Source organism: Bradyrhizobium sp. Ash2021 (genome assembly GCF_031202265.1).
GTDB lineage: Bacteria > Pseudomonadota > Alphaproteobacteria > Rhizobiales > Xanthobacteraceae > Bradyrhizobium.
This window is the reverse complement of the sequence record NZ_CP100604.1, coordinates 4,132,307-4,144,566: the sequence shown is the minus strand read 5'-3', so window position 1 is coordinate 4,144,566 and position 12,260 is coordinate 4,132,307. Positions and strand designations below refer to the sequence as shown.

11 protein-coding genes are annotated in these 12,260 nt (G+C 63.9%); 4 read left to right on the top strand and 7 right to left on the bottom strand.

What is annotated here, in order from left to right:
• Window positions 1-170: 170 nt before the first annotated feature.
• Genes mmsB through NL528_RS19560 form a run of 4 tightly spaced genes read right to left on the bottom strand, consistent with a single transcriptional unit; the run spans window position 171 to window position 4,823 of the window.
• Entirely contained in the window at window positions 171-1,058 is an 888-nt protein-coding gene (gene mmsB, locus NL528_RS19575; protein WP_309184313.1) for a 3-hydroxyisobutyrate dehydrogenase, read from the bottom strand.
• Window positions 1,059-1,090: 32 nt separating this feature from the next.
• On the bottom strand, window positions 1,091-2,173 hold the full coding sequence (locus NL528_RS19570; RefSeq protein WP_309184312.1) for an enoyl-CoA hydratase/isomerase family protein: 1,083 nt from the start codon (window positions 2,171-2,173) through the stop codon (window positions 1,091-1,093).
• Window positions 2,170-3,315 (bottom strand): isobutyryl-CoA dehydrogenase, encoded by a 1,146-nt coding sequence (locus tag NL528_RS19565; protein WP_309184311.1) that lies wholly within the window; start codon window positions 3,313-3,315, stop codon window positions 2,170-2,172. The genes NL528_RS19570 and NL528_RS19565 overlap by 4 nt, the downstream gene beginning before the upstream one ends.
• An 11-nt stretch (window positions 3,316-3,326) precedes the next feature.
• On the bottom strand, window positions 3,327-4,823 hold the full coding sequence (locus tag NL528_RS19560) for a CoA-acylating methylmalonate-semialdehyde dehydrogenase (protein WP_309184310.1): 1,497 nt from the start codon (window positions 4,821-4,823) through the stop codon (window positions 3,327-3,329).
• Between the two features lie 100 nt (window positions 4,824-4,923).
• Here NL528_RS19560 and NL528_RS19555 point away from each other — a divergent pair, with 100 nt between their 5' ends.
• The gene (locus tag NL528_RS19555; protein WP_309184309.1) at window positions 4,924-5,838 is read left to right on the top strand and encodes a LysR family transcriptional regulator; all 915 of its coding nucleotides are present in this window, start codon (window positions 4,924-4,926) and stop codon (window positions 5,836-5,838) included.
• A gap of 54 nt (window positions 5,839-5,892) precedes the next feature.
• On the opposite strand, the gene NL528_RS19550 is transcribed toward NL528_RS19555, so the two are convergent.
• Together NL528_RS19550 and NL528_RS19545 are read right to left on the bottom strand one after the other, a co-directional pair.
• Entirely contained in the window at window positions 5,893-6,507 is a 615-nt protein-coding gene (locus NL528_RS19550) for a TetR/AcrR family transcriptional regulator (RefSeq protein WP_309184308.1), read from the bottom strand.
• Between the two features lie 24 nt (window positions 6,508-6,531).
• Complete coding sequence (locus tag NL528_RS19545; protein WP_309184307.1) at window positions 6,532-7,107, bottom strand: PaaI family thioesterase; 576 nt, start codon at window positions 7,105-7,107, stop codon at window positions 6,532-6,534.
• A gap of 138 nt (window positions 7,108-7,245) precedes the next feature.
• Here NL528_RS19545 and NL528_RS19540 point away from each other — a divergent pair, with 138 nt between their 5' ends.
• Complete coding sequence (locus tag NL528_RS19540; protein WP_309184306.1) at window positions 7,246-8,016, top strand: enoyl-CoA hydratase; 771 nt, start codon at window positions 7,246-7,248, stop codon at window positions 8,014-8,016.
• 26 nt (window positions 8,017-8,042) lie between these two features.
• Here the strand turns inward: NL528_RS19540 and NL528_RS19535 are convergent, their stop codons facing one another.
• Window positions 8,043-9,305, bottom strand: a complete 1,263-nt coding sequence (locus tag NL528_RS19535) for an MFS transporter (protein WP_309184305.1) — start codon at window positions 9,303-9,305, stop codon at window positions 8,043-8,045.
• A 235-nt stretch (window positions 9,306-9,540) separates the two neighbouring features.
• Between NL528_RS19535 and NL528_RS19530 the strand changes: the two genes are divergently transcribed.
• Entirely contained in the window at window positions 9,541-10,737 is a 1,197-nt protein-coding gene (locus NL528_RS19530) for an acetyl-CoA C-acyltransferase (RefSeq protein WP_309184304.1), read from the top strand.
• A 203-nt stretch (window positions 10,738-10,940) separates the two neighbouring features.
• Window positions 10,941-12,245, top strand: coding sequence for an MFS transporter (locus NL528_RS19525; protein ID WP_309184303.1), 1,305 nt, complete (start codon window positions 10,941-10,943; stop codon window positions 12,243-12,245).
• Window positions 12,246-12,260 lie beyond the last annotated feature (15 nt).

Genomic DNA, 12,260 nt, shown 5'->3' with positions numbered 1-12,260 from the left:
GCCCTGAACGGTCGCACCGCGTTTACAGCCGTCATCCTGAGGAGCCGCGTCTACGCGGCGTCTCGAAGGATGGACCACATACACCCAACCCTGTCATCCTTCGAGGCTCGCAAGCGCTCGCACCTCCAGCGACAACGGCAAAGCCGTTGCGCCGGGATGACACCGGAAAATCACTTTCCGGCGAGGCTCCGAACGTGCTGGATAATTCCGGAAAAGTCGACCCCGCCGTTTCCGGCCGCGTCGAACGCCTTATAGATCTCCTGCGCGTGCTTGCCGAGCGGCGTTGCCGCCCCGACCGCCTTGGCCGCATCCTGCGCCAGCGTCAAGTCCTTCACCATCAGCGCCGAGGCGAAACCGGGCTTGTAGCCGTTGTTGGCGGGCGACGTCGGCACCGGACCGGGAACCGGACAATAAGACGTCAGCGCCCAGCACTGCCCTGACGAGGTCGAGGCGACGTCGAACAGCGCCTGGTGCGACAGGCCGAGCTTCTCCGCGAGCGAAAATGCTTCGCCGACCCCGATCATGGAAATGGCAAGAATCATGTTGTTACAGATTTTCGCCGCCTGACCTGCGCCGGCGGCGCCGCAATGCACGAGTCTCTTGCCCATGTTTTCCAGCACGGGTTTTGCCGCCGCGAAAGCCTTGTCCTCGCCGCCGCACATAAAGGTCAGCGTCGCGCCCTTGGCGCCGCCAGTGCCGCCGGACACCGGGGCGTCGACCGACGCCATGCCGTGCTTGGCGGCGAGCGCATGCGCCGCTTTGGCGCTTTCAACGTCGATGGTCGAGCAATCGATGATCAGCGCCCCCTTCGCCATGGACGGAATGACATCGGTCCAGACCGAAATCACGTGCTTGCCTGCGGGCAGCATCGTGATCACGGTGTCGGCGCCCTTCACGGCCGCCACCGCGCTGTCGGCGATCGCAGCGCCATCGCTCCTGGCCTGATTTTTGGAGGCTTCGACCAGATCGAACGCGGTCACCTTGTGGCCGGCCTTGACCAGATTGGCCGCCATCGGGCCGCCCATATTGCCGAGGCCAATGAATGCGATATTTGCCATCTCGATTTCCTCCCGGACGTTTCTGGTTTGATTTAGCCGAATTTCAGTTCGTCGGCGCCGATCTCGGCGAAGTAAGGCGCCACCATTTCCGGCGTCACATCTTCAATCCGCGGCGGCGACCATTTTGGACTGCGGTCCTTGTCGATCACGGCGGCGCGCACCCCTTCGCGAAAATCGTCGCTGGCAAAAACTTCCAGCGCCGCGCGATATTCCCGCACCAGGCACTCTTCCAGCGACGACGACGCCCGCGCCAACCGCAGCAGTTTGAGTGTCACCACCATGCCGCGCGGCGATTTCTCGTTCAGCGTCTTCAATGTGGATTGCGCCAGCTCGGAGCCGTCGCGCTGAAGTGCGGCGACGATATCTTCCATCTGGTCATGCCCGAACCAGGCATCGATCTTCGCCTGGTTGGCAGCGACAGGACCCGAGGCCGCACCGGTCGCAAAACCGTCGATCAGGGTTTTGACGTCGCTGGAGGTTGTCCCCGGCCGCACTTTGGTGAGCGCCTCGCGCAACGCCGCCAACGTGCCCGACGGCACCACGGCATCGGCGAACCGCGCATAGATCGCGTCGGGGCCATTCATGGTCTGCCCGGTCAAGCCAAAATAAGTGCCGATCTCGCCCGGCGAATGCGACAGTAGCCAGGTTCCGCCGACGTCGGGAAAGAAGCCGAGGCCGACTTCCGGCATCGCCAGTTTTGTCTTCTCGGTCACGACGCGATGGGCGCTATGGGCTGACAGGCCAACGCCGCCGCCCATTACGATGCCGTCCATGAAGGCCACATAGGGCTTTGCAAACCTGGCGATGCGGTCGTTGAGGATGTATTCCTCGCGCCAAAGGATCTTGCCGAGATCGCCCTTCACCTTCGAGCTTTCCCAGAGCGCGCGGATATCGCCGCCGGCGCAGAGGCCGCGTTCGCCGGCGCCTTCCAGCACGATCACGGCCACCTCGGGATCGGCTTCGAAACGATCAAGCGCCTTGTCGATGTCGCGAAACATCTCCAGCGTCACCGCATTGATCGCCTTGGGCCGGTTGAGGCGGATGATGCCGGCAGTACCTTCGCGGCGCGCGATCAGGTCGCCTTCGGATTCGGTGATGGCAGCGGCGGCCGTCATCGCGTCCCCTCGATCAGTTTTCTCGAGACGATCAGCCGCATGATCTCGTTGGTTCCTTCCAGGATCTGGTGCACGCGCAAATCGCGGACGATCTTTTCGATGCCGTATTCGCTGAGATAGCCATAGCCGCCGTGCAATTGCAGCGCCTGATTGGCGACTTCAAAGCCGACATCGGTACCAAAACGCTTGGCCATCGCGCACAGCATGGTCGCATCCGCGTCCTTGCGGTCGAGCGCGGCAGCCGCGCGCCACACGAAGGTGCGCGCCGCCTCCAGCTCGGTCGCCATGTCGGCCAGGCGAAACTGCAGCGCCTGGAATTCGTCGAGGCGTTTTCCGAACGCCTTGCGCTCTTTCATGTAGGCGAGCGATTTGTCGAGCGCGTTTTGCGCGCCGCCGAGCGAGCACGCCGCGATATTGATGCGGCCGCCGTCGAGGCCGGCCATCGCGATCTTGAAGCCGATGCCCTCCTCGCCGAGTCTGTTTTCAACGGGGACGCGGGCATTCTCAAAAATCACCGCGCGGGTCGGCTGCGCATTCCAGCCCATCTTGCGTTCGTTGGCGCCAAACGAGAGGCCGGGCGTGTCGCCGTCGATCACCAGCGTCGAGATGCCGCCAGGGCCGTCGGCGCCGGTCCGCACCATCACGACATAGACGTCGCCCTTGCCGGCGCCGGAGATGAACTGTTTTTGGCCGTTGAGCACGTAATGATCGCCGTCGCGCACCGCGCGGGTGCGCAGCGCCGCGGCGTCCGAGCCGGAGCCGGGCTCGGTCAGGCAGTAGCTGGCCAACAGCTCCATGGTGCAGAGCTTCGGCAACCACTTTTGGCGCTGGGTGTCATTGCCATAAGCATCGATCATCCACGACGCCATGTTGTGGATCGAGATGAACGCCGACACCGTCGGGCAGCCCTGTGCCAGCGCCTCGAAGATCAGCGCCGCGTCGAACCGCGTCAGCGCCGAGCCGCCGACGTCATCCCTGATATAGACGCCGCCGATGCCGAGCTTGGCGGCTTCGCGCATCACGTCGACCGGAAAATGCTTCTCCTCGTCCCAGCGGATCGCATGCGGCGCGATTTTTTCCGCGGCGAATTCCCGCGCCATATCGCGAACCGCAATCTGGTCCTCGTTGAGAGCGAAATGCATTTCCGTCGTGATTAGTTCATGGTCGGAATCGAGAACTCCGCGCCCTCCTTGACGCCGGACGGCCAGCGCGAGGTGATGGTCTTGGTCTTGGTGTAGAAGCGGATCGAATCCGGACCGTGCTGGTTGAGATCGCCAAAACCGGACTTCTTCCAGCCGCCAAAAGTGTAATAGGCGATCGGCACCGGGATCGGCACGTTGATGCCGACCATGCCGACGTTCACCTTGGCGGCGAAATCGCGCGCGGCGTCGCCGTCGCGGGTGAAGATCGCAACCCCGTTGCCGTAATCATGGTCCGACGGCAGCGCCAGCGCTTCGTTGTAGTCGTGCGCGCGCACCACCGACAACACCGGTCCAAATATCTCTTCCTTGTAGATCCGCATGTCCTTGGTGACGTTGTCGAACAGGCAGCCGCCCATATAGAAGCCGTTTTCATAGCCCTGCATCTTGAAGCCGCGGCCGTCGACCGCCAGTGTGGCGCCTTCCTTGATGCCGATGTCGACGTAATTCCGGACGCGGTTGAGCGCTTCCTTGGTCACCAGCGGGCCGTAATCCGCCGACGGATCGATCGAGGTGCCGATCTTCAGGGATTCGACGCGCGGAATCAGTTTCTCCATCAGGCGGTCGGCAGTGGTCTTGCCGACGGGCACCGCAACCGAGATCGCCATGCAGCGTTCGCCGGCCGAGCCGTAGCCCGCGCCGATCAGGGCGTCGACGGTCTGCTCCATGTCGGCATCCGGCATCACGATGGCGTGATTCTTGGCGCCGCCAAAACACTGCGCGCGTTTGCCGGTGGCGGCGGCGCGCTCATAGATATATTGCGCGATCGGCGAGGAGCCGACGAAGCCGACCGCCCTGATATCGGGATCGTCCAAAATGGCATCGACCGCTTCCTTGTCGCCATTGACGACGTTGAGGATGCCGGGCGGCAGGCCGGCCTCGATCATCAAGGCCGCCAGCATCATCGGCACGCCGGGATCGCGCTCCGACGGTTTCAGGATAAACGCATTGCCGCAGGCGATCGCGGGCGCGAATTTCCACATCGGGATCATCGCCGGGAAGTTGAACGGCGTGATGCCGGCGACGACGCCGAGCGGCTGCCGCATTGAATAGATGTCGATGCCGGGGCCGGCGCCCTCGGTGTATTCGCCCTTCATCAGATGCGGAATTCCACAGGCGAATTCGACCACTTCGAGCCCGCGCTGGATATCGCCCTTGGCATCGGGAACGGTCTTGCCGTGCTCGCGCGCCAGCAAATCGGCGAGCTTGTCGTAATCGCGCTGCGCGAGTTCGAGGAACTTCATCATGACGCGGGCGCGGCGCTGCGGATTGGTATTAGCCCAGTCCACCTGCGCGGCCTTGGCGTTCTCCACCGCGGTACGAACCTCGGCCTTGGATGCCAGCGCCACCTTGGCCTGGACGTCGCCGGTCATTGGCTCAAACACGTCGGCCGTCCGTCCGGACGTGCCCTTGACCTCTTTGCCACCGATGAAATGTCCGATTGAACGCATGAATCTTCTCCCTGAGGCCCTGGCTAGTTCGCTTTAAAGCCTTTTTGACCCGCATTTCTTGGGATACAAGTCCGATATATTGCACCATAGATGTGCGGAAATGCTGGATCAAGGCGGCGGAACGATCGATTGGGACGACTTCCGCTTCGTGCTGGCGATTGTCCGCGGCGGATCGGTTTCGGCTGCCGCAAAACAGCTCGGCGTCGATCATGCCACAGTGATCCGGCGTGTCGACCGGCTGGAACGGCATCTCTCCGCAAAACTGTTTGACCGCCGCAAGACCGGATATTTGCTGACCGAGGCCGGCCAGCGCGTCGCCGACAGCGCGGAGGCGCTGGAATCGACCATCGTCGCCAACCAGGAGGCCGTCGGCGGCTCGCGGGCGCATCTGACCGGCACGGTGCGGATCGGCGCGCCCGACGGCTTTGGCAGCCACTTCCTGGCCTCGCGGCTGGTGCAATTCACCGAGCGTTATCCCGATCTCGATCTGCAGCTCGTCGCCACCGCCCGGCTGTTCAGCCTGTCGAAGCGCGAGGCCGATATCGCGATCAGCCTGTCGATGCCGAAGGAAGGCCGCATCGTCGGCCGCAAGCTGCTGGATTACAGCCTCGGGCTTTATGCCGCGCCAGCCTATCTCGACCGCGCACCTGACATCACCGCCCGCGGCGACCTGCCCAGGCATCGCTTCGTCGGCTACATCGAGGAACTATTGTTCACGCCGGAACTGGATTATCTCCCGCAGGTCTCGCCGAAGATTTCCGCAAAGTTCCGCAGTGCCAATTTGATCGCGCAGCTCAACGCCACCATTGCCGGCTTCGGGATCGCGGTGCTGCCGCATTTCATGGCGACGTCGCACCCCGAACTGCGCGCGGTGTTGCCGAACGAGGTCAGGATCACGCGCACCTTCTGGCTATTGATGCACGCCGACAGCAAGGATCTGGCGCGGATCCGTGCGGTGGCCGATTACATCTACGAGACCGTGGAAGCCGAGCGCGCGCTGTTCAGCGGGCCGTAAACCCACCACGCCGTCCCGGCGAACGTCGGGACAACGCGCATAGGGCCGCCGTCCTTAATTCGCCCGTGGCTTCTTCGCCACCGGCTTTGCCGCTGCGGCACGGCCGAGCACCGCCTCACGACCGGCGCCGAGGACCTCTTCGGAAAACTCACCGCTGCCGGCGATGCGGGCCAGCACCAGCGTCCCCATCATGGTCGCAAGCGCCGCTATCGCCCGCCTGCGCGCGGTCTTCCGCGGAACATCTGATATCTGATCGGCCATCATGTCGATCATCTGTTCCAGCTTGGCGGCAAACGCCCGGCGGGTCTTCGGGCTTTCGCGGGCGATTTCCGCGCCCAGCGACGGCACCGCGCAGCCATTGCCGGGATCGTCGCGATGCACCGGGTTTAGATAGGTTTCGACGATGGTGGCCAGACGTTTGTTCGGCGGCGTCGTTTCGGCGATCTTGCGCCAGCGCTCGGTGGAGCGGTCCATCGCATAGGCAAAGGCCTCGATCACCAGCGCTTCGCGCGAATCGAAATGCGCGTAGAAACCGCCATGGGTCAGGCCGGCCTCCTTCATCAGATCGGCGACGCCGATGCCGTGCGCGCCCTTCTCGCGAAGCCGGACCGAGGCCTTCTTCACGATCCGCGCGTGGGTTTCCTGCTTGTGTTCCCTGGAATATCGCATGGGGGTCTCATTGGATGTTTGCAGTCATATAATAGCAGTTGTGCCCCGGAAAAGCTGCATCAATTTCGCGTTTTCCCCCGCGCCGATCATCGAAAAGGTCGCGGTTGAGTGCACCGCAAGATGACCCGCGCCGTCGCGGACGAAACCCTCGGCGTAGCTGGTCTGGCGACCGAGTTTTACGACTTTTCCTTCGGCCTGAATTGTCCCAGAACGAACCGACAGCGACCGCAAATAAGTCAGTTTCAGGTCGAGGGTGACCGAGGTCTGTCCCGCCGGCAGCATGGTCGAGATCGCGCAGCCCATGGCGGTGTCCAGCAAGGCCGCGGCGGTAGCACCATGCAGCAGGCCGATCGTGTTCTCCAGGCTCTCATGGGGCGCCAATTCCATCACGATCCGCCCCGGCTCGGCCACGGTCATGCGAAAGCCGATCAGCCGCGCCATCGGCGGCGCTGGCAGGATGCCGTCCCGGATCGCACCCATCACCTCCAGCCCGGACATTTTGGCCGCGGCCTTCGCTACCGGCCCCGGCGCCTGCCACTCCACCACGCGCTCCCGGCGGGTGGCGGGCGAAAACAGGTCGGCGGTATCGGTGATCGTCATGACGGCTCCATTGAATGATGAATGTCATATTACAACAGCCGCCGCGCCTTCGCAACGCTGCCGCCTCCCGGTCCCTTGACAAGGCCATGCTTTGTCCGGGAAGTGGCGCGATCCGCCCCCTGTTTGCCGAGACTTTCCATGGACATGCTCAATCCCCATTGCGGCGTCGACCGCGATCCGCGCGGCGTCGTTCGCCTGACCATCTGCAACGCCGGTTCCCTCAATATCCTCGGTTCCGCCGTCACCGACGGCGTGCGCGAGGGATTCGAGAAGCTCGCCGGTGACAAGGACATCCGCGCGGTGATCCTGGCCGGCCAGAGCGAAAAAAGCATGATCGGCGGCGCCGACATCAAGGAGATGGCCAAACTCGAGCAGAAATCCGCGGAAGCCTTCATCACGCGGCTGCGCGACCTCTGCGAAGCCGTGCGAAACTTTCCGGCGCCGGTGATCGCGCGGCTGCCCGGCTGGTGCCTCGGCGGCGGGCTAGAAGTGGCCGCCGCCTGCGATTTCCGGATTGCCGCCCATGATGCCATGTTCGGCATGCCCGAGGTGCGCGTCGGCATCCCCTCGGTGATCCACGCGGCGCTGCTGCCGCGGCTGATCGGCTGGGGCCGCGCCCGCTGGCTGGTGATGACGGCCGAAAACATCGACGCGCCGACCGCGCTCGGCTGGGGCCTCGTCGACGTAGTCGCGCCGCAAAGCGGCCTTGACGCCGCGGTGGAGCACACGGTGAAGGCCTTGCTCGAATGCGGCCCCGAGGCGCTGCGCACGCAAAAGGCCCTACTGCGGCAATGGGAAGAGTTGCCGTTGACGGAATCCGTCAACTTGAGCGTCGGCGTGTTCGGACAATCGTTCCTGACCGGCGAACCGCAGCGGCTGATGCAGGGCTTTCTGGATCGCAAGCGCTAACGGCGTATAAACGCCTCATCGCCCTTTCACCGCACATTCGCCGGCGCGTGCACCGGCCAGAGATCGGCGCGCCAATGCAGCGCGATCGCCATCATCGCGATAAACCCCGCAGATCCATAGAGCGTGCCGGTCGCGGAATAGCCGATCAGATCAATCAAGCTGCCGGCCGCAAGCAACCCGAGGGGCAGGCCGTAGATCACCATCATGCGCACCCCCATTACGCGGCCACGGAGATGTGCGCTGGCGTGGCGCATCAGCATTACGGCGGCCGAAATCATCGACATGCTCTGCGCCATGCCGGCAAGCACAAGGCAGGCCATCGCCACCGGCATTGTCCTGATCTCGACGAACACCAACAGCATCGCGTACCAGGCAAGCGTCGCGCCGATCAAAAGCCGGGCGATGCGCACGCCGCCGGCCAAACTGAGCGTGATCGAACCGATCAGCGAGCCCACCGCGAAGCTCGCCGATAGATAGCCAAGGCCGGTCTGGTCGGTATGAAAGATGTCGCGCGCCACGTAAGGCAGCAATCCGTTTGTCAGGGGAAATGCGGTGAGATTGGCCAGGAACGCGACGCAAAGCGCCGCGCGCATTCCCGGACCACTCCAGGCATAAACGATGCCCTCCTTCAGGTCCCGCAGCAGGGTCGAGCTCGGCGTATCATTCGCCGGGTGATCGACTGCGCCGAGAGATTTTGCCGGACGGGTCAGGCAAAGCATCAAGACGGCGGCCGCGAGATAGAAACAGGCGATCGCCACATACACAAAACCGATGCCGAGAGCGGCGAACAATGCGGCACCGGTCAATGCGCCGGCGATGCGCGCGGTGTCCTGCGTCGTGCGCGCCAGACTGATGGCACCAACCAGTAGCTCGGCGGGCATAATGTCCGCGAGCAGTGCGCCGCGCACACCGAGATCCGAAGGGCGGATCAGGCCCATGATCGAGACGATGATCATGACATTCAGCGGAGCCAAATGCCCGGTCAGCGCCAGCGTCATGATGGTCGCAGAGAGCACGGTATAGGCAAGGCGCATCGCGGCCAGAAGATCCCGATGCCCCATGCGGTCCCCGACCATACCGAGTACCGGCGCAATCAATGTCCCGACATATTGCAACGATGCGAGCACAGTCAGCAGCAGCACCGAACCGGTCTCGACCATGATGTACCAGCCGAGCACCAGCGTCTCGACCTCGAACGCCCAGGAGGTGAGCAGATCGGACGGCCATTGGAAGCGATAGTTGCGGATGTGGAATGGCGCGAGCGCGGAAGTTCGCCCGGCTCCGCTCAAGACGCGATGACGCGTTTCACGGCGTTCCCCTGCCCTTTTCTTGATTCTTTGGGAAAACTTCCCTGTTTGGGCAGCGTAGCGCCGACGATGCCCGTGTCAATCGGCAGTACCGCATGCGGCTATGCTCGAATTCATCCGAACACGACAATTTGTCATGACGGGCTCGGTTGCAATTTTTGCGGCGCATCATATGATGATCGTAATGTTAACGATCTGACATCCCAGGAGACCCGCCATGGCCGCCACCTCCGATCCCGTCGTCATCCTTTCCGCCGCCCGCACCCCGCTCGGCCGCTTTATGGGCGATCTGTCGCCGTTTTCGGCGCACAAGCTCGGTTCGCATGTGATCGGCGCGGCGCTGGAGCGGGCCAAACTGGCCCCCGAGCGGATCGACGAGGTGTTCATGGGAAATGTGCTGCCGGCCGGACAGGGCCAGGCACCGGCCCGGCAGGCCGCGCGCGGCGCCAAACTGCCGGACGCCACCGGCGCCACCACCATCAACAAGGTGTGCGGCTCCGGCATGAAGGCGACCATGCTGGCGCACGACATCATCAATGCCGGTTCCGCCGGGATCGTGCTGTCGGGCGGCATGGAGAGCATGAGCAATGCGCCGTATCTGCTGGCAAAGGCCCGCTCCGGCTATCGCGCCGGACATGACCGGCTGATCGACCACATGATGATGGACGGGCTGGAAGATGCCTATGAGACCGGCCGCTCGATGGGCGATTTCGGCGAAGCCACCGCGGAAGCCTATCAGTTTACCCGCAAGGACCAGGACGCCTACGCCATGGAAACGCTGACCCGCGCCCGCAAGGCGGTCGAAGGCGGCGCGTTCAGGGCCGAGATCGCGCCGATCACCCTGACGGAAAAGGCTGGCCCGCGCATCATCGCCAATGACGAGCATCCGCTTAAAGTGGATCCCGCCAAAATTCCGGGGCTGAAGCCGGCGTTCCGCGCCAACGGCACCATCACGCCGGCCGCCTCCTCCGCCAATGCCGACGGCGCCGCAGCGCTCATCCTCACCAAACGCTCGCTCGCCGATCGCGAAGGCCTCCCCACGCTGGCGGAGATCAAGGGCCACGCCACCCACAGCCAGGAGCCGCAGTGGTTTACCACCGCGCCGATCCCGGCGATCCGCAAGCTGCTCGACAAGGTCGGCTGGAGCGTCGGCGATGTCGATCTGTTCGAGATCAACGAAGCCTTTGCCGTCGTGGCGATGGCCGCCCAGCGCGATCTTGGCATTCCCAGAGACAAACTCAACATCAACGGCGGCGCCTGCGCGCTCGGCCATCCCATCGGCGCCACCGGCGCGCGGCTGATCGTGACGCTGTTGCATGCGCTCGAAGCTCAGAATTTGAAGCGCGGTGTCGCCGCCCTCTGCATCGGCGGCGGCGAAGCCACCGCGATTGCGGTGGAGCGCTTCGTCCACTAAGCGCTTGTGGTGCATGTCCTGAAATGAGGGAAGTACACCATTTCAGTCAAATGGCTTTTACGTCAGGATGCGCAGGTCAAGCAAATCAGACGGAATTTCCAGGAAAACCCCAAGTGAACCTCAAGTGAACCTCCAAGCGACTTCCCGGAAAACCCTGCATAAGACGTCCTGGTAGCGCTCCCAATCAAACCCTCTGAGGCTCAATGATCTCGAACTGGCTGTCGGCCGCCCTCGCTCGCCGCAATATCCATTACGGCTGGGCGATGGTCGGCGTGACCTTCCTCACCGCGCTGATCACCGCCGGCACCGTCGGCGCGCCCGGCGTGTTCATCGTGCCGCTGCAAAAGGAGTTCGGCTGGTCCCCCGCCGAGATTTCCTCGGCGTTGTCGATCCGGTTCATCCTGTTCGGGTTGATGGCGCCATTCGCCGCCGCACTGTTGAACCGCTACGGCCTGCGCAACGTGACGCTGTCGGCCTTGCTGGTGGTGGCCTCCGGTCTTATGGCCTCGCTGGCCATGACAAAGGTCTGGCACCTGGTGCTGCTGTGGGGCGTGGTGATCGGCGTCGGCACCGGCATGACCGCGCTGGTGCTGGGCGCAACCGTTGCCGCGCGCTGGTTTGCGGCGCGGCGCGGGCTGGTGGTCGGCATTCTCACCGCCAGCGTGGCCACGGGCCAGCTCGTCTTCCTGCCGCTGCTGGCAACACTGACCGATCGCTACGGCTGGCGCGTCGCGCTGGGGCTGGTCTGCGTGATGCTGGGCGTCGCGGCGTTTGCCGTGCTGATGATCATGCGCGATCGGCCAGGCGATTTGGGTCTGAGGCCATTTGGCGATGAGGGCACCGAGCCATTGCCGGCGCCGCCTCCCAATAACGCGCCGATCATGGCGGCGGCGCTCGGCACGCTGCGCGACGCCTCGAAATCGCGGGCCTTCTGGATCCTGTTCGCGACCTTCTTCATCTGCGGCGCCTCCACCAACGGCCTGATCCAGGTGCATCTGATTCCGATGTGCCTCGATTTCGGGATTCCGCAGGTTCAGGCCGCGAGCCTGCTCGCTGCCATGGGCATCTTCGACTTCTTCGGCACCATCGTCTCGGGCTGGCTGTCGGACCGCTACGACAACCGGCATCTGCTGTTCTGGTATTACGGGCTGCGCGGCCTGTCGCTGCTGTTCCTGCCCTTCACCAACTTCTCGTTCTACGGGCTGTCGCTGTTTGCGATGTTCTACGGCCTCGACTGGATCGCCACGGTGCCGCCGACCGTGCGTCTCACCGCACAACGGTTCGGGCCGGAACGCGCCAATCTGGTGTTCGGCTGGATCTTTGCCGGCCACCAGCTCGGCGCTGCCTCAGCAGCGTTCGGCGCCGGCCTGTCGCGGACGATATATGCGACCTACCTGCCGGCATTCTTCGTTGCCGGCGCGCTTTGCGTCGTCGCGTCGGTGATCGTGCTGGCGATCTCGCGGCCGGCGCCGAAGGTGGTGGCGGCAGCGGCGGCGGCGGCTGCGTGAGGACCCTCAGCCGTC

Excerpts from the sequence above, each read along its gene's own strand:
- NL528_RS19530 (WP_309184304.1), top strand. The coding sequence starts at position 9,541 with ATGGCCGCCACCTCCGATCCCGTCGTCATCCTTTCCGCCGCCCGCACC.
- NL528_RS19565 (WP_309184311.1), bottom strand. The coding sequence starts at position 3,315 with ATGCATTTCGCTCTCAACGAGGACCAGATTGCGGTTCGCGATATGGCG.
- NL528_RS19540 (WP_309184306.1), top strand. The coding sequence starts at position 7,246 with ATGGACATGCTCAATCCCCATTGCGGCGTCGACCGCGATCCGCGCGGC.
- NL528_RS19570 (WP_309184312.1), bottom strand. The coding sequence starts at position 2,173 with ATGACGGCCGCCGCTGCCATCACCGAATCCGAAGGCGACCTGATCGCG.
- NL528_RS19555 (WP_309184309.1), top strand. The coding sequence starts at position 4,924 with ATGCTGGATCAAGGCGGCGGAACGATCGATTGGGACGACTTCCGCTTC.
- NL528_RS19560 (WP_309184310.1), bottom strand. The coding sequence starts at position 4,823 with ATGCGTTCAATCGGACATTTCATCGGTGGCAAAGAGGTCAAGGGCACG.
- NL528_RS19525 (WP_309184303.1), top strand. The coding sequence starts at position 10,941 with ATGATCTCGAACTGGCTGTCGGCCGCCCTCGCTCGCCGCAATATCCAT.
- NL528_RS19550 (WP_309184308.1), bottom strand. The coding sequence starts at position 6,507 with ATGCGATATTCCAGGGAACACAAGCAGGAAACCCACGCGCGGATCGTG.
- NL528_RS19545 (WP_309184307.1), bottom strand. The coding sequence starts at position 7,107 with ATGACGATCACCGATACCGCCGACCTGTTTTCGCCCGCCACCCGCCGG.
- mmsB (WP_309184313.1), bottom strand. The coding sequence starts at position 1,058 with ATGGCAAATATCGCATTCATTGGCCTCGGCAATATGGGCGGCCCGATG.